Here is a 15718-nt window from a genome sequence, read left to right as displayed (position 1 = left end):
CCATTTTGACTTATTCTTGTCATTTAGTTATCTCATTAGATAAGTTACTTTGTTATACATAGAGGTGACAAGCATTAACCGACAGATCGTGTATTATTAACGATCAGTGAATTCAATAAACGGAGTGTTTCAATGAAAAAACAATTACTAACAACAGCTCTAGCTGGCCTGATGACTCTGTCATTCAATGCAACGGCTAACGAGAACGCTTTTAATGACGCCGATAAAGCCGTGGAATATCGCCAAAAAGCGTTATCAGTTATGCAGCAAAACTTTGCGGCTATGGCTGCAATGGTCAAAGGCGAAGTCGAATACAACGCTGACTTTTTTCAACGTCGTGCAAATGATTTTGAGAAAATGTCGGGTATTCCATGGGCTGGTTTTGCCGTTGAAGGCGCAATGCCAGGCAATAACTCTGATGCATTAACCGCCATATGGGATAACTGGGATGACTTTCAGCAGCGCGCTAATGACTTGCAAGAGTACGCTGCCAAACTGGCGGACGTTAGTCAAAAAGGTTCTATTGACTCAATAAAACCCGTTTTTATGGATGCCGCTAAAACCTGCAAAGGCTGCCACGACGAATATAAAGACTAGTTAAGCAGCAACATTAAGATTAACCAGACAGCAACCGCTAAAATGAGCCCCTGCCAACCGGGTTTTAGATTTGGCGCTTGCTGACTGGTGATTCTGTAACCATGCACCATGGAAGCCACTAAAGGTGTTCCTTTAAAGCGATAAAAAAGCACGGCCAGAATATGTACGGCAATAACAATTAATATTACGTCGAACTGGGTTTTATGCCAGCTGGTTACCGCTTTTTGCCCATCCGAAGATAGCCAATTAGATAATGGCCCCGAAAATAAAATGGCGTCGGTTGAAAATAGTCCCGTAATAACCTGGCTTAAAAGCAACCCAAGCATAATGATGACAGCCCAGCCACCAGCAGTGCTGTGGGTGTTTTCTGCTTCATAGCGCCCTTTAAAAACATTATGCAGATGCTTCAAGATAGCCTTAGGAGACTTTAAAAAGGTTTTAAAACGGGCATTTTCGCTACCAAATATTCCCCAGCAAATTCTGACTAAAAGTAATGCAAGTAAGGCAATACCAATATCCTTATGCAGCTCCATGCGGCCATTTTCGACGGTCCACCATAGCCCGCCTAAAAGAACAATAAGCAAACCGTGAAACACACGAATAAAGCTATCCCAAACTTTTATAGAATTTCCTTTCTGATTCATGTTGTTAGCTCCAAATTACTGGGAATATAAAAAGCTAAGTGCTAGGGTATAATTAATTCCATTAAATGGGTAGTGACTATGCGCAAAGTTCTTATTGCTGACGACGACTTTATCAGCCTTGAAGTGTTAAAAGCGATGCTGGCCAATTTTGAGGTAAGTATATTAACAGCAATGACAGGGGAAGAAGCTTTGAACCTGGCAGGAGAGGCTCCGGATCTTATCTTTCTGGATTACGAAATGCCGGACATGTCGGGAGCTGAAGTCTGCCAGGAGTTGCGACAAAGCGATATGCACAAGAACACACCGGTTATCGCTATCACCAGTCATCAAAGCGCGAGCGAAATGAGCGCTTGTCGTGAAGCCGGCATGAATGCAACATTGCATAAGCCGGTTTCACCAGAAGCGCTTAGCGAGTTAATGACTGAATACTTATAAAGCTTGTAGCCAGCAACTATTATTGATGCTTGAATCTTTGGTCGTCTGCCAGCTGCACCAAAGATTCGCTTTCTTTCAGGAACTGACTGGAAAATTCACCGAAATACTGGCTAACTTCATCGAAAAGCGATATAAAGTCAGATTTTTTACCGTTTTCGATATCATCAATGATTGCTGAGAATTGCTGTAGATAACGTCTGATCGATGCAAATTGTCCTTTGTTCGCAGCAATAATATCGGCATAAAGTTCCGCATTTTGCGCAAACAAACGGCCAATCATCATCAATTCCATTCGATAAATAGGCGAGCTCAGTTCCAGCAACTCTTTAATATCGACACGTTCATTAGCTAAGTGAACACCGTAAGCAAAAGTGCTTAAATGACGCATCGCCTGGATCCAGCCCATAGCGTCGTCATGCTTATCGGCATTCACTTCGTGTAAGTGCGCGCCCCAGTTAACAAACTGGTCCAGTAACCACTGATAACGCTCAGTCTGACGACCGTGAGTAACAACCACCAGCTGCTTCGCCAAGTTCTGCACAGAAGGACCAAACATAGGATGCAAGCCAACGACAGGGCCGCGATGCTGTGCCAGCATGGCGTTTAAAGGAGCCGCTTTAATACTGGTTACATCAGCCAGAATACAGTCCTCCGCTAAAGGTGGTAACTGCTTTATCAATTCAACGGTCTTATTGACCGGCACACTCATCAATACCAACTGCGCCTGGCTTAAATCGTCCTTGTCTGGCCAGTCATCGTCTTTATCAATGGTTATTACCGAATAGCCTGTTTGCCGTAACTGACTGACCAGACGCGCACCCAAAGCTCCTTTACCGCCAAACACAAAAACCGGTCGTTCAAGTTGAGTCGAAGTTGCAGCCGCCTGTGCCGTTTGCGTCCGATACGACTCTCGAATAATACGACGAATAACATCTTCGATTAAGTCTTCCGACAAGCCTGCCTCTTTGGCTTTGCTTCTGCGCGCTTTTATTAAAGAACGTTCTCTCTGTGGAACGTAAAGAGGCTGTTTCAACGAACGTTTGGTTTCTCCCACAGCGGCAGTTAACTTTGCTCGCCGGGCAATTATCTCAATTAATTCGTTATCAGTGGCATCAATTGCATTACGCAGTTCTGATAATTGTTGGTCCGGGTCATGGCTCATGAGCGGTTATCTTATTCCTCTTTTATGGCTTCTATAACACGATGGTAGGCTTTCTGAATTTTTTGCATTTTAGCCACACTCCCGCCTTTATCGGGATGATACTTGTGTACTAACTTACGATATTGCTTTTTAATAAAGGTCTGGCTTGCCGGCGGTTCAACTTCCATAATCTGCCAGGCATCGTTCACAGGCATACTGGTTTCCACCCTAGAAGAAGAATGCCCCATGCGCCGCCAAAAATCATCCAGCATAGATTCAACATCAGCGCCGGATGTCGAGCCCAGTTGATTCAGATCTAAATAATATTCTGCTAACGCGTCCTTTTCTGTCAATGCAGAAACGCCACGTTGCCATGGCTGACACTCAATATTAAGGGTATGAATAAAAAGCTCGTACTTTTTTTCTTTCCGCCAGCGTTCACGCAATTTATAAAGACAGTGAAACAATAAAAAGTGAGTCTGAAACAAGGTCAGGGGATCACGCAGAGCTTCTTTATCAAAGAACTCATAAGGCGGCCCCTGCAAAGACGCAATCAGTTCATGCTCAGTCCAGTGGTGCTGAGCATCAAGGTTCTCAGCTAAAATTTGGGTTAATATTTCGATATCTTCGTTCATTCTAAAACACTATCAAAAAACCCAGCACAAGGCTGGGTTTTTCTTTGCTATTTCGTTTGTTTGCTAAAAGCTTAAGACAGCTTCTCGCGGATACGTGCAGACTTACCAGAACGCTCACGCAAGTAGTACAGTTTCGCGCGACGAACCGCACCACGACGTTTGACTTTAATGCTGTCAACTAATGGGCTGTGCGTTTGGAAAGTACGCTCTACGCCTTCACCGTTGGATACTTTACGTACTGTGAACGCTGAATGCAGACCGCGGTTACGAACACGGATAACAACACCTTCAAACGCCTGAAGACGTTCGCGGTTACCCTCTTTTACTTTTACATTTACAACAACAGTGTCACCTGGTGCAAACTCAGGTAAATCTTGTTTCATCTGCTCTTCTTCAAGAGCCTTAATGATGCTTTGGCTAACTTTTGCCATTTTCGTATCTCCTATCCTAGGTAAACTGTACTTTATTCGCCGGATGATTGTTGTGCGATAAACTCGTTCAACAATGTTTCCTGCTCGTCAGTCAGAGCTAGGCTATGAATTAACTCTGGTCGTTGCAGCCAGGTTTTACCCAAAGACTGCTGTAAACGCCAGCGACGTATCTTTTCATGATCACCGCTTAATAAAACCGGCGGTACTTGCTGCTCATTATAAGTTTCTGGTCGAGTATAGTGAGGGCAGTCCAGTAACCCGCTGGCAAAAGAATCTTCTGCCGCTGAATCCTGGTGTCCCAACACCCCGGGAATTAACCGTGAAACCGCGTCAATAAGTACCATTGCTGGCAACTCACCACCGCTTAATACGTAATCCCCTATCGACCATTCTGCATCAACGTATTGTTTAATAACGCGTTCATCAATGCCTTCATAACGGCCAGCAATCAAAATCATTCGATCATTGCCGGAGAGCTGTTGCACTCCGCTGTGATCAAGTTTTTGCCCTTGCGGTGACAAATAAATAACAGGAGTATCCTCACCCAGGCTTTGTTTTGCTGCGTTGATAGCATCCACAAGTGGCTGCACCATCATCAACATACCCGGACCACCGCCATAAGGCCTGTCATCAACAGTCCTGTGGCGATCATGAGTGAAATCACGAGGATTCCAGACACTCACTGTCAGCAAACCTTCCTTTATTGCTCTGCCGGTAACACCGTAATCGGTGACGGCCGAAAACATTTCAGGAAACAAACTGATGACGCCAACCTGCAAAGGCTTGCCCATCAAAAGTCCGATGGCCACTCAACCTGAATCTGTTTGGCTTCCTTATCAACCGCAGTGACATATTCACTTTGGATAAAAGGAATTAAACGTTCAGATTTTCCGAACCCATCGTTGCTGTTTGCTTTTACGACCAACACATCGTTCGATGCGGTGGGCATAATTTGTTCAACCACACCCATATCATAGCCGTTGGTGTTCACTACACGCATACCAATAAGGTCGCGCCAGTAAAACTCATCGTCAGCTAATGCCGGTAACTCATCTGCCGTAATGCAAATATCCGCACCAGTAAGGCGCGCAGCCTCATCGCGATCGGATATGCCTTCTAACCTGGCGATAAGTCCGTTGTTGTGGCGACGCCACTCGACAACTTTCATTTCGCGCTCAGTTTTCTGGCTGAGTAACCAAGGGCTGTATTCAAATATCGATTCTGGATCATCGGTAAATGACTGCACTTTCAACCAGCCTTTTACGCCATACACCGCACCGATGCGACCAACGACGATTTGCTCTGATTGCTGCATTAATTTACCTACCTGAATCTGTTAATGCTTACGCAGCAGCGCTTGCATCTTTAACTAATTTAGCAACACGATCAGATAACTGAGCGCCTTTGCTTACCCAATGCTCGATGCGGTCAACATCAACACGAAGTTTTTCTTCCTGACCACGAGCTACAGGGTTAAAAAATCCTACTTTCTCAATGAAACGACCGTCGCGAGCATTGCGACTGTCAGCAACTACCATTTGGTAGAAGGGGCGTTTTTTCGCGCCACCACGTTGTAAACGAATGGTTACCATTGCGTTCCTCAATATAACTGTTTTGTAAATGTAAAAAATAGCAAAGCCCTCCGACATAGTCGGAAGGCTCGGCAATTCTACTGATTTTTACTGCAAATGCAAGCTTGACGCGCTTTTTCCTAGCGTCCGGGGAACATTCCTGGTGGCATCTTTCCGCCCATGCCGCGCATCATTTTCTGCATGCCGCCACCTTTCATTTTTTTCATCATTTTTTGCATTTGAGTAAACTGTTTAAGCAACTTGTTCACGTCCTGCACCTGAGTACCTGAACCGGTTGCTATACGGCGCTTACGCGAGCCCTTTATTACGTCGGGTCGTAGCCGTTCTTTAGGAGTCATGGAGTTGATAATGGCTTCCATGCGCAAGGTCATTTTGTCATCCATCTGACCTTTCATTTGTTCTGTCATTTTACCCATGCCCGGCATTTTGGTCATTAATCCCATCATGCCGCCCATTTCACGCATCTGTACGAGCTGATCACGAAAATCCTCCAGTGAGAACTGGCCTTTTTTCATGACTTTTTTCGCCACTCGCTCCGCTTTTTCTTTATCGACTTTTTGTTCGACTTCCTCAATCAGAGAAAGCATATCGCCCATGCCAAGAATTCTGGAGGCTACGCGGTCAGGATGAAACGGCTCCAGCGCATCGTTTTTCTCACCAACACCCAGGAATTTAATAGGCTTACCGGTAATATGGCGAATAGACAGAGCCGCACCACCACGAGCATCACCATCGGTCTTCGTCAGAATAACACCCGTTAAAGGCAAAGCCTCGCTAAATGCTTTGGCGGTATTTGCCGCGTCCTGACCCGTCATCGCGTCAACGACAAACAGGGTTTCAACCGGATTGATGGCTGAGTGCAGTTGCTGAATTTCCTGCATCATGTCTTCGTCAATAGCGAGACGACCGGCGGTATCCACTAATACCACATCAATAAACTGCTTACGTGCCTGGGCAATAGCAGCATTAGCAATATCAACTGGTTTTTGATCAGTTGAAGACGGGAAGAACTCAACGCCTACCTGCTCGGCAAGAGTTTCCAGCTGTTTAATAGCGGCCGGACGATAAACGTCGGCACTGACCACCATGACTTTTTTCTTCTGGCGCTCAGTTAAATATTTAGCCAGTTTGCCCACACTGGTGGTTTTACCCGCACCCTGCAAACCTGCCATCAAAATAACAGCTGGCGGCTGGGTATTTAATTGCAGAGGTGCATTCGCCTCACCCATTGCCGCTTCCAGCTCAGACTGGACAATTTTGACAAAAACCTGACCCGGCGTCAGGCTTTTGTTGACCTCTGTACCTACGGCCCGTTCTTTAACTTTAGCAATAAAGTCTTTTACCACAGGCAAGGCAACATCGGCTTCAAGCAGCGCCATGCGAACTTCGCGCAAGGTTTCTTTAATATTGTCTTCGGTCAGTCGCCCCCGGCCACCAATAGAATGCAGCGTTTGCGACAAGCGTTCCGATAAATTCTCAAACATGTCGATCGTCTCTTATATTGCGATTTCTGACGTTAATAGTAATGGGGGCAGTATATCTGATTTGCAAGAAAGTTTCGCCCCGTAAGTATTGGGTTTAACCGACTGACGTCGTATACTCAGGGCACGAACAACAGGAATCAGGGAAGTCGGGCGCGTGATGCTCTCTTTATTGTTGCTAATCAGCTTATTGGGTTACAGTGCCAGCGCTTTTGTTATTCTACAAAATATCTTAAAAAACAAAGTGCTTCACCCAGCTTATCAGATTGTACCAGCTGCTTTGGCGGTTGCTGCGCATGGCTGGCTCATTTTAATACAACTTTCCAACGATGATTTCGATCACATTAATATCTCATCCAGTCTGGCTATTGTGGCTTTTCTGATAGCCGCTTTAACCGTAGTGAAAAATAACCAGGCCAGTAACTTATTCCTGAAGCCGGTTATTTATCTGTTTTCTGCGCTTACCACACTGTTACTTGTGTTCACTCCGGTTAACTGGGGTGCTGACATCAGCATCGGACATGGGTTAGTTTTTCACATTACCTTGTCACTGGTCGCCTATGGAATATTGGCCTTAGCCACACTTTACGCGTTACAAACCAGTTATTTAAACCGTGTATTAAAAAACCGCAAAGGTCATATTCTGCTGAGCAAACTGCCACCATTAATGACTGTCGAAAAATATTTCTTCAACCTTCTGGCGCTGGGCACTTTTGTGCTGTTTCTCGCTCTGGGTTCAGGGTTTCTTTTCCTCGATGACATGCTCGCTCAACAGCAAGCACACAAAACCATTTTAACCAGCGTCGCGGCTTTGCTTTACCTTTTGGCGGTTGTCCTACACCGGACATCAGGCTTACGTGGGCGCATTATTGTGGTCATTACCGTACTTGCCAGCACCCTATTAACCTTAGGGTATTTTGGCAGTCGGTTCGTGAAAGATTTTCTCTTATCCTGAATGACACTTGACTTCATAGCTGAGAACTCTACATTGTCACATTCACAGTATAATTAAGGAATAAACCGTTGGACGAGATATCAACGGGCATGTTGCTCGTGATTTTAGCCGTACTGTTATTTTTATCCGCATACTTCTCTGGCTCCGAAACTGGCATGATGTCTATCAACCGGTACCGTCTGCGCCATCTGGTACAAAACAATCACCCCGGAGCTAAGCGTGTCCAGTACCTGCTTGATCGTCCCGATCGGTTAATTGGCCTTATCCTTATTGGCAATAATCTGGTCAACATTGGTGCATCGGCTATCGCAACTATCCTTTGTCTGCGCTGGTTCGGTGACGCTGGAATAGTAATAGCTACTTTTGGTTTAACCTTAATTATTCTGATTTTTTCTGAAGTTACGCCGAAAACCATTGCAGCACTGCATCCGGAGCGCATTTCTTTTCCCAGCTCCTTAATTTTGATGCCTTTGCTAAAGGTCATGTACCCTATCGTTATTGGTATGAACTTCATCACCAATTCTTTCATGCGCCTGCTGGGAGTTAACCCCAAGCAGTCACAAATGGCTGACGCGTTAAGCTCCGACGAGCTGCGTACAGTAGTAAATGAAGCAGGGAATTTAATTCCGACTTCGCACCAGGAAATGCTGGTCAGCATTCTGGACCTCGAGAAAGTTACGGTAGAAGACGTCATGGTGCCCCGTAATGAAATCGTTGGCATCGATATTAGTGACGACTGGAAGTCTATTGTTAAGCAACTGTCAAATGGTCAACACACCCGCGTACTGCTTTATCGTAATGAAATAGATGACGCTATCGGCTTTTTGCATGCACGCGATATCATGCGCCTGATGAGTAAAAATCAGTTTACTGCGGATAAGTCCATTTTAGTGCGTGCTGCGCGGGACAGTTATTTTATTCCCGAAGGCACACCATTAAATGTGCAGCTACTAAAATTCCAGCGTCGTAAAGAACGTATCGGACTGGTTGTTGACGAATACGGCGACATTCAGGGACTCGTTACTCTGGAAGATATTCTGGAAGAAATTGTTGGTGACTTCACGACTTCTATGGCGCCGGCTCCCAGCGAATCTGTCACACTGGAAACTGACGGCAGCTTTTTAGTCGACGGTTCAGCTAACTTGCGCGAATTGAATAAAGAAATGAATTGGGATTTTCCGACTGATGGCCCAAAAACCTTAAGCGGTCTTATTATTGAACAGTTCGGAGATATTCCTGATGCCCGGTTGTCGCTGCGTTTAGGCGGTTATCCGGTAGAGCTTGTTGAAATTGGTGACACCATGATAAAACAAATTAGAGTGTTTCCTGAGCTCTACCAAAAACCCGATAACCAGACCAATGACTAACCGAAAAATAAACGCCATAGCCAGCCGTGCTTTAAATCTTCCTCACACTTATTCAATTGCGCGGCGTATGTCATAGAGCGGCTTTTTACAACCCTGGATACTTTTACCAGCCAGGGTTTCTTTAAATAAGACTTACGCTGATAGCCACCCCAGCCTTCATGATAGTTAAGATATTGTCCGTAGGCGTCCCATTTCGATACCCCATTAATTTTATAGGTTTTTGCTATAAACCAACCCATAAAATCAATTGCATCTTCAAAGTCATCGCGACTGGCCCAACCGTTACCCGTTTCACGCTGGTAATCTTCCCAGGTCATCGTTTTCGCCTGCGAGTAACCGTAAGCCGAACTCACCCGACCCCATGGAATAAAGCCTAAAAGGTAGTCTCTGGGCGGCAAAGCATTATGCTTGAAGGAGCTCTCCTGATACATCATCGCCATTGGTACATGAATAGGCACGCCCCAGCGTTCACGCACATCAGCGGCCGCATGATACCAGTCACTGTGCTCTTCAAAAATATGACAGACATTTTCAGGGTTCGCCGGAGGGGGTGTTGCGCAACCACTGAGAGTCGCGACAAACAAAGCACTTATCAGTACTTTCGATTGAATAGGGAAAAAAAGTTTTATCGCCATTGAACTTTATTCACTCGTTAAACTCTCAGTAATTGAACACATGTTGTAGCTGATAAATGCATTCATGTTCATCCCCTGAACGTTTTATTGAACGCAGTCCAAATTTGGGCTGCGTTTTTTTATGTTTATCAATCAGCTAGCTGACCAGAGCGTGCTGCCTGTTTGAAATAATTTGCCAGAAACGTATCAAAGTCAACGTTATTGTCTTGCTGATAACGTTCTTCAAACGCTTGCTCTGATTCGGCCGCCCATTTAGCAAAGTCGTCTTGTTGATAGTAACTGAGCGGCTCATTTTTCAGTTGCTCGCGGTATTGCTTAGCTAACTGCATACCTAAATTGCTGTTATCGCGGTCTTCTTCTTTGAGCAATCGTAAAATTTGACCCGATAACGTACTTTCCGGATTTAATACCCACTCGTACAAATCCGCTAAATGATTCTGATAAACTTTATTGTCTGAACTGTTATCCAGTGCTTTGGCAATTGAAGAGAAATCTGCAAAAAGCTCTTCCAGCCAGTCGGCCATTAGGCGATCAATGCCGTTTTGCTGCAAGCTTAAGCGCGGATCACGTCCCTGCATAACCACTTTAGTAAAATTCTTGTCGGCTTGCTGCTGCTGTTCCCAGCTCATTTCTTCGCTTGGTTGTAATAAACAATGCAAAAGCATTAAGTCCAGAAAGTGCATTTGCTGCGCCGTGATACCCACATCACTAAACGGGTTCACGTCCAGTGCACGAATCTCTACATACTCTACCCCACCACGCTCTAGGGCCTGGCTTGGCGTTTCGCCATCGCGGGCTGTCTGTTTAGGACGAATTGGCGAATAAAACTCATTTTCTATCTGCAGAATATTATCGTTAAGCTGACGATAATCGTCGCCTACTTTTACACCGATTTTCGAAAACTGCTGAGATGGCGTTGTAATTGCGCGACGCAGGCCTGTCACATACTCATCCAATGAATTATAAGTAATTTTCAGAGTTGCCTGTTCTTTATTGGTATAACCTAAGTCGCTCATTCGCAACGACGTACCATAAGGCAAGAATACCGTGCCTTTACCTACCGTATCAAAATCCCATTTTTTCAGAATCTCTTCATTTTTAGTCTGACTGAAAAACGATTTACACAAAGCAGGCGAAGCGCCAAACAAGTACGGAATAACCCAGGCCACGCGCTTAAAGTTACGGATGAGAGCGAAATAGCGTTCGGTACGGAAACTTTGGTTATTACTGACACCCTCAATCTCCGCTAATTCTTCCCACATTGCATCGGATACAGAAAAATTATAATGCACTCCGGCAATAACCTGCATAGTGGCGCCGTAGCGATATGTCAGACCGCGACGGTAAAGGCTTTTCATGCGTCCCGAGTGCGAGTCACCATATTTAGCGATACGAATATCGTCATCTGAGCCAATGTAGCAAGGCATGCTCATTGGCCACAACAATTCGTCATCAATGGCGTTATAAGCCACCCGATGAATATCACGGAGCTGTGACAGCGTTGTGTCAATATCGGAGGCAACCGGAGTAATAAACTCAAGTAGGTTCTCTGAGTAATCGGTTGTAATGGTCGGATGCGTCAGAGTTTTCCCCAGTTCCTGGGGATGGTCACCCGGCGCCAGCGTCCCATTTTCTTTTATTCGCAAAGCTTCACGTTCAATACCACGTTTAATGCCCTGCCAAACTGCTGTTTTACCCGATTGCTTAAGCTTTTCGATAACTGCTTGAAATGTTGCTTGCAAAAGACAACTCCATTCACTGAGGCGGAAGGTTTTCTGCCGCTAAGCTTACTGGTAATTCGCTAAAAGGTCTATGGTTGTCACTCATAACTTGGCGATTACAGCACAACGTGGCAGACTAGCTGCTGTTTATATAACCTTTCGGTTACGGATCAACCATGAATTCATTCTGGACATTTTTACAGCTCATTTTTGTCATTCTTCAGGTAACCAGTCTTGCGTTATATGCCCTGTTACCTGCCCCCTGGAGTGACACTGTATTAGTCGCGATGATTCTGTTCAGTTTGATTATTGGCATTGTCATTTGGTGGTGGTCCCGGCGCAACGCACTGACAGCGCCTTTTCGGCAACCCTTTTTATCGTCAGACTCGTTACAACTGTTTGAACAAGTTTTTAATGACCTGCCAACCCGGGTTTACTGGCGCGACCCCGAACTAAAATTGTTAGGCGGCAACCGTGCTTTTGCTAATGACTTTGGTATTGATCCTGAATCTCTGGCCGGCAAAGCGGATGCAGAAATTGATTCCCTTGCCAGTAATGACGTATTACTGGAGCGCGACAGAAAAACCTTTAGTCAGCAGGCTCCATCAGTTAATGCAGAAATCGAACTGAAAGTAAGCGGTAAAAGCCAGTGGGTCGAGCATTCCAGTGTTCCGCTTTACGATGACGATCACAATATTATCGGCATTCTCGGCAGCTATTACGATATATCCGGCATTAAATCAGTTGCTGAAGAAATGGAAAAGGCCAAAGAAACCGCCGAGCGTGCCAATCAGTCAAAAGGTGAATTCCTGGCAAATATGAGCCATGAAATTCGCACACCAATTAACGCTATTGTGGGTATGGCAAACCTTTGCCTGAAAACTGAACTTACCCAAAAACAAAAACGCTACATCAAAGTCATCGACTCTTCTTCACAGGCTTTACTGGGCGTTATTAATGACATTCTCGACTTTTCAAAAATTGACGCGGGTAAGTTAACTGTCGAGCGCATTCCTTTCGATTTGCAGGATGTTCTGACCTCACTGGCCGACATGTTTGCTTACCGGGCTTACGATAAAGACCTCGAGTTTATTATTAACTTACCGGCCAATATACCAACGCGTTTAATTGGCGACCCGCTGCGCTTGAACCAGGTGCTGGTTAACCTGATCAGTAATGCTATTAAATTTACCGAAGACGGTGAAATCAATGTTGCCGTTAACCTGCTGGACAGTTCCCGGGATAATGTTTTGTTGCGGATATCGGTTACCGATACCGGTATTGGTATGGACGAAGAGCAGCGCGCTAACCTCTTTAAAGCCTTTACTCAGGCAGATACTTCGACAACCCGTAAGTATGGCGGTACCGGCCTTGGCTTAGCCATTTCCCGACGTCTTATTTTATTAATGGGCGGTGATATCGGCGTAACCAGCGCCGCCGGTCAGGGCTCAACGTTTTACATAGAAGTAGAACTGCCGTTACAGACAGAGCAGGACAACAGTCATCATCAGTACCTTTTGCAGAAACTTAAAGGCGTTCGAATTCTCGCCATTGATGACAACTTAAGTACCCGCGAAATGCTGTATGAAATGCTGCGCAGTTATCAGGTTGACGTAAAAGTGTGCCGCACGGCGGAACAAGCCCTGCAAGTTTTTCAGCTGTCTGTCGAGGACAACAATCCTTATCAATTGGTTTTGGTTGACTGGCGCTTGCCGGGTATGGATGGTCTGGAATTTTGCCAGAAGATAACCGAGCGTTATGCAGAAGACATAAGGCCGAAAATGACGCTGGCGACAGGGTATTATGCTGAAGAATTATCAGAAAAGGCGAAGCAGGCAGGCGTCAACGACATCATTTCAAAACCCTTTACCGCGTCAACATTAGGTAGAAGCCTGACCTCAACATTATTTCAGCGAGAGCTCTCCGATGCGGACGATGCTGACAGTGGTGACGGCATCCCGGAAAGTATTTTGCGAGCACCTATTTTGGTGGTAGAGGACAATGAGATTAATCAGCAAGTCGCCAGAGAAATACTCTCAAGCCACAAATTTAAAGTGGATATAGTGGAAAATGGGCAGCTAGCAGTAGAAGCCGTTCATAACAAAAATTATTCGCTGGTATTAATGGACATTCAAATGCCGGTCATGGACGGGCTGAAAGCGGCGCAAACAATCCGCGCCGACTTCAATTATCAGCAGCTTCCTATTCTGGCCATGACAGCCAACGCAATGAGTGGCGACGAGGAGCGTTCACTTGCCGCGGGTATGCAAGGACATATTGCTAAGCCAATTGATGAACAACAGCTGATTAAAGCCATTATTAAATGGGCGGTCCCGGGTGACTACACCAATAACCAACAACCAGAAGTACCACCAGAATCTAAACAGGATGAGGTTAATAAACCGCCGGTTCGTATTCCACAAGTGAAGGGCATTGAGTTTGAAACGGCATTAAAACGCTTACAGTACAACGTTGAGCTTTATCTGAAATTAGTAGAGCAGCTGTATGAAACCTACCAGGGTAGCGCTACTAAAGTCTCTGACTTTATTACCCGGGGCCAGCATGAAAGTGCGCGCCGCTATTTTCATTCGTTAAAGGGAGCTGCCGCGAATCTTGGCTTTACTCAGTTACAAAGCAAAGCCGCCGACTTAGAGCAATTTATGGCTGAAGGTAATATTGATAAAGTCGCTGACCAGATCACTGAACTGGAAAAACGTTTACGCTATGCGCATCAGGCGGCTGTCGACTTAGAAGCCATTCAACAACATCAGTCTTGAGGAATTACTATGATCCGCTATTTTTTTATTATTCCGTTACTACTCAGTCTGATTTGGTTGCTGTATTTACGCGCTAATGGCTGGAGTATCAAACAAGGTTACAAAGGCTTTGTGTATATTGCGGTGATAAGCGCTGTCATCGCCGCTTTTTACACGGCGATGATGTTTCTGACCGGGCGTTAAACCAATGCCAGTAAAACCCCCGCTGCAACTGCTGAGCCTAATACTCCGGCTACGTTAGGTCCCATCGCATGCATTAACAGGAAGTTTTGCTGATTAGCCTGTAAACCAACCTTATTAACCACCCGTGCTGCCATAGGTACAGCGGATACTCCAGCAGCACCAATTAACGGGTTAATCGGGTCTTTGCTGAATTTACCCATTAATTTCGCCATTAAAATACCACTGGCAGTTCCTATGGCAAATGCAACGGCACCTAATACCAGAATGCCCAGCGTTTGGAAGCTGAGAAATTGCTCCGCCTGCAATTTAGAACCCACAGCCAAACCGAGAAAGATGGTCACAATATTAATCAGCTCGTTCTGAGTGGTTTTAGTTAAGCGCTCCACCACGCCAGATTCACGCATTAAGTTACCCAGGCAGAACATGCCAACCAAAGGCGTTGCTGAAGGCAAAAACAACAACGTTAACCCCATAGCTATTAGCGGGAAGAAAAGCTTCTCACGACGAGCTACCGGTCGTAACTGCTCCATTTTAATCTCACGCTCGGCCTGAGTTGTCAGCAGTTTCATTATTGGCGGCTGGATAATAGGCACCAGCGCCATATAAGAATAAGCCGCAACAGCAATAGCGCCTAATAAATCCGGTGCCAGCTTCGACGCCAGGAAAATAGCCGTGGGACCATCAGCGCCGCCGATAATTGAAATCGCCGCCGCATCGGACATCGAAAACTCAATGCCCGGTATGCCATTCAAAGCAATAGCTCCAAACAAGGTAGCAAAAATACCGAATTGAGCTGCCCCACCCAAAAACAGCATTTTAGGGTTTGCCAGCAAGGGGCCAAAATCGGTTAATGCGCCAACCCCCATAAAAATAAGCAATGGGAACATACCGGTGTCGATGCCAACGCTATACACGTAGTAAAGAACTCCCCCAGGCTCAGTGAAGCCACCTAAAGGGATATTTGCCAGTATTGCGCCAAAGCCAATAGGTAATAGTAATAAAGGTTCAAATTTCTTTGAGATTGCCAAATACAACAACAACCCACCCACCAGAATCATGCTGAACTGACCGAATGTCATTGCAGCAATACCAGTGGTTTCCCATAAAATCTGCAGCTTCTCCAT

17 protein-coding genes are annotated in these 15718 nt (G+C 45.5%); 6 read left to right on the top strand and 11 right to left on the bottom strand.

Annotated features, from left to right (window positions below; translation table 11 throughout):
- Positions 1-132 precede the first annotated feature (132 nt).
- Positions 133-597, top strand: coding sequence for a c-type cytochrome (locus tag ACP7H9_RS12750; protein ID WP_439222866.1), 465 nt, complete (start codon positions 133-135; stop codon positions 595-597).
- On the opposite strand, the gene ACP7H9_RS12745 is transcribed toward ACP7H9_RS12750, so the two are convergent.
- Positions 594-1241 (bottom strand): cytochrome b/b6 domain-containing protein, encoded by a 648-nt coding sequence (locus ACP7H9_RS12745; RefSeq protein ID WP_439222865.1) that lies wholly within the window; start codon positions 1239-1241, stop codon positions 594-596. The genes ACP7H9_RS12750 and ACP7H9_RS12745 overlap by 4 nt on opposite strands.
- Before the next feature lie 78 nt (positions 1242-1319).
- Between ACP7H9_RS12745 and ACP7H9_RS12740 the strand changes: the two genes are divergently transcribed.
- Entirely contained in the window at positions 1320-1676 is a 357-nt protein-coding gene (locus ACP7H9_RS12740) for a response regulator (protein ID WP_034821749.1), read from the top strand.
- Positions 1677-1695: 19 nt separating this feature from the next.
- Here the strand turns inward: ACP7H9_RS12740 and tyrA are convergent, their stop codons facing one another.
- The 7 genes from tyrA to ffh all read right to left on the bottom strand — a co-directional run bounded on the left by tyrA (position 1696) and on the right by ffh (position 6959).
- Entirely contained in the window at positions 1696-2838 is a 1143-nt protein-coding gene (gene tyrA, locus ACP7H9_RS12735) for a bifunctional chorismate mutase/prephenate dehydrogenase (RefSeq protein ID WP_439222864.1), read from the bottom strand.
- 11 nt (positions 2839-2849) lie between these two features.
- Complete coding sequence (locus tag ACP7H9_RS12730) at positions 2850-3452, bottom strand: DNA-J related domain-containing protein (RefSeq protein WP_110013840.1); 603 nt, start codon at positions 3450-3452, stop codon at positions 2850-2852.
- A 71-nt stretch (positions 3453-3523) separates the two neighbouring features.
- Positions 3524-3883 (bottom strand): 50S ribosomal protein L19, encoded by a 360-nt coding sequence (rplS, locus tag ACP7H9_RS12725; RefSeq protein ID WP_011234959.1) that lies wholly within the window; start codon positions 3881-3883, stop codon positions 3524-3526.
- A 32-nt stretch (positions 3884-3915) separates the two neighbouring features.
- The gene (gene trmD, locus ACP7H9_RS12720; protein WP_370543302.1) at positions 3916-4674 is read right to left on the bottom strand and encodes a tRNA (guanosine(37)-N1)-methyltransferase TrmD; all 759 of its coding nucleotides are present in this window, start codon (positions 4672-4674) and stop codon (positions 3916-3918) included.
- The gene (rimM, locus tag ACP7H9_RS12715) at positions 4674-5198 is read right to left on the bottom strand and encodes a ribosome maturation factor RimM (protein ID WP_011234961.1); all 525 of its coding nucleotides are present in this window, start codon (positions 5196-5198) and stop codon (positions 4674-4676) included. The genes trmD and rimM overlap by 1 nt, the downstream gene beginning before the upstream one ends.
- 28 nt (positions 5199-5226) lie before the next feature.
- Positions 5227-5475 carry a 30S ribosomal protein S16 gene (rpsP, locus tag ACP7H9_RS12710; RefSeq protein WP_011234962.1) on the bottom strand — a complete coding sequence of 83 codons (249 nt, stop codon included), beginning with the start codon at positions 5473-5475 and terminating at the stop codon, positions 5227-5229.
- 119 nt (positions 5476-5594) lie between these two features.
- A complete protein-coding gene (ffh, locus tag ACP7H9_RS12705; protein ID WP_011234963.1) occupies positions 5595-6959 on the bottom strand; it encodes a signal recognition particle protein in 1365 nt (454 codons plus the stop codon).
- A gap of 157 nt (positions 6960-7116) precedes the next feature.
- On the opposite strand from ffh, the gene ACP7H9_RS12700 reads away from it, so the two are divergent.
- Together ACP7H9_RS12700 and ACP7H9_RS12695 are read left to right on the top strand one after the other, a co-directional pair.
- Positions 7117-7911: a cytochrome C assembly family protein gene (locus tag ACP7H9_RS12700; protein WP_110013841.1), complete on the top strand. Its 795-nt coding sequence runs from the start codon at positions 7117-7119 to the stop codon at positions 7909-7911.
- A gap of 68 nt (positions 7912-7979) precedes the next feature.
- Positions 7980-9278 (top strand): HlyC/CorC family transporter, encoded by a 1299-nt coding sequence (locus ACP7H9_RS12695; protein WP_011234965.1) that lies wholly within the window; start codon positions 7980-7982, stop codon positions 9276-9278.
- Here the strand turns inward: ACP7H9_RS12695 and ACP7H9_RS12690 are convergent.
- On the bottom strand, positions 9275-9913 hold the full coding sequence (locus ACP7H9_RS12690) for a hypothetical protein (RefSeq protein ID WP_439222863.1): 639 nt from the start codon (positions 9911-9913) through the stop codon (positions 9275-9277). The genes ACP7H9_RS12695 and ACP7H9_RS12690 overlap by 4 nt on opposite strands.
- 128 nt (positions 9914-10041) lie before the next feature.
- Positions 10042-11655: a glutamate--cysteine ligase gene (gshA, locus tag ACP7H9_RS12685; protein ID WP_110013843.1), complete on the bottom strand. Its 1614-nt coding sequence runs from the start codon at positions 11653-11655 to the stop codon at positions 10042-10044.
- 155 nt (positions 11656-11810) lie between these two features.
- Between gshA and ACP7H9_RS12680 the strand changes: the two genes are divergently transcribed.
- Together ACP7H9_RS12680 and ACP7H9_RS12675 are read left to right on the top strand one after the other, a co-directional pair.
- Positions 11811-14411 (top strand): response regulator, encoded by a 2601-nt coding sequence (locus ACP7H9_RS12680; protein WP_110013844.1) that lies wholly within the window; start codon positions 11811-11813, stop codon positions 14409-14411.
- A gap of 9 nt (positions 14412-14420) precedes the next feature.
- Complete coding sequence (locus ACP7H9_RS12675; protein WP_011234969.1) at positions 14421-14594, top strand: hypothetical protein; 174 nt, start codon at positions 14421-14423, stop codon at positions 14592-14594.
- Here the strand turns inward: ACP7H9_RS12675 and ACP7H9_RS12670 are convergent.
- A complete protein-coding gene (locus ACP7H9_RS12670; protein ID WP_439222862.1) occupies positions 14591-15718 on the bottom strand; it encodes a sodium ion-translocating decarboxylase subunit beta in 1128 nt (375 codons plus the stop codon). The genes ACP7H9_RS12675 and ACP7H9_RS12670 overlap by 4 nt on opposite strands.

Source organism: Idiomarina sp. ST20R2A10 (assembly GCF_051842345.1).
Lineage (GTDB): Bacteria > Pseudomonadota > Gammaproteobacteria > Enterobacterales > Alteromonadaceae > Idiomarina > Idiomarina loihiensis.
Note: the sequence above shows the minus strand (reverse complement) of the source record. Positions and strands in the feature narration are given on the sequence as shown.

What these genes read in the sequence shown, in the direction of transcription:
- tyrA (WP_439222864.1), bottom strand. Translation starts at nt 2,838, where the DNA reads ATGAGCCATGACCCGGACCAACAATTATCAGAACTGCGTAATGCAATT.
- ACP7H9_RS12750 (WP_439222866.1), top strand. Translation starts at nt 133, where the DNA reads ATGAAAAAACAATTACTAACAACAGCTCTAGCTGGCCTGATGACTCTG.
- ACP7H9_RS12730 (WP_110013840.1), bottom strand. Translation starts at nt 3,452, where the DNA reads ATGAACGAAGATATCGAAATATTAACCCAAATTTTAGCTGAGAACCTT.
- ACP7H9_RS12680 (WP_110013844.1), top strand. Translation starts at nt 11,811, where the DNA reads ATGAATTCATTCTGGACATTTTTACAGCTCATTTTTGTCATTCTTCAG.
- trmD (WP_370543302.1), bottom strand. Translation starts at nt 4,674, where the DNA reads ATGGGCAAGCCTTTGCAGGTTGGCGTCATCAGTTTGTTTCCTGAAATG.
- rplS (WP_011234959.1), bottom strand. Translation starts at nt 3,883, where the DNA reads ATGGCAAAAGTTAGCCAAAGCATCATTAAGGCTCTTGAAGAAGAGCAG.
- ACP7H9_RS12675 (WP_011234969.1), top strand. Translation starts at nt 14,421, where the DNA reads ATGATCCGCTATTTTTTTATTATTCCGTTACTACTCAGTCTGATTTGG.
- rimM (WP_011234961.1), bottom strand. Translation starts at nt 5,198, where the DNA reads ATGCAGCAATCAGAGCAAATCGTCGTTGGTCGCATCGGTGCGGTGTAT.
- ACP7H9_RS12745 (WP_439222865.1), bottom strand. Translation starts at nt 1,241, where the DNA reads ATGAATCAGAAAGGAAATTCTATAAAAGTTTGGGATAGCTTTATTCGT.
- ACP7H9_RS12740 (WP_034821749.1), top strand. Translation starts at nt 1,320, where the DNA reads ATGCGCAAAGTTCTTATTGCTGACGACGACTTTATCAGCCTTGAAGTG.
- ffh (WP_011234963.1), bottom strand. Translation starts at nt 6,959, where the DNA reads ATGTTTGAGAATTTATCGGAACGCTTGTCGCAAACGCTGCATTCTATT.
- ACP7H9_RS12700 (WP_110013841.1), top strand. Translation starts at nt 7,117, where the DNA reads ATGCTCTCTTTATTGTTGCTAATCAGCTTATTGGGTTACAGTGCCAGC.
- rpsP (WP_011234962.1), bottom strand. Translation starts at nt 5,475, where the DNA reads ATGGTAACCATTCGTTTACAACGTGGTGGCGCGAAAAAACGCCCCTTC.
- ACP7H9_RS12690 (WP_439222863.1), bottom strand. Translation starts at nt 9,913, where the DNA reads ATGGCGATAAAACTTTTTTTCCCTATTCAATCGAAAGTACTGATAAGT.
- ACP7H9_RS12670 (WP_439222862.1), bottom strand. Translation starts at nt 15,718, where the DNA reads ATGGAGAAGCTGCAGATTTTATGGGAAACCACTGGTATTGCTGCAATG.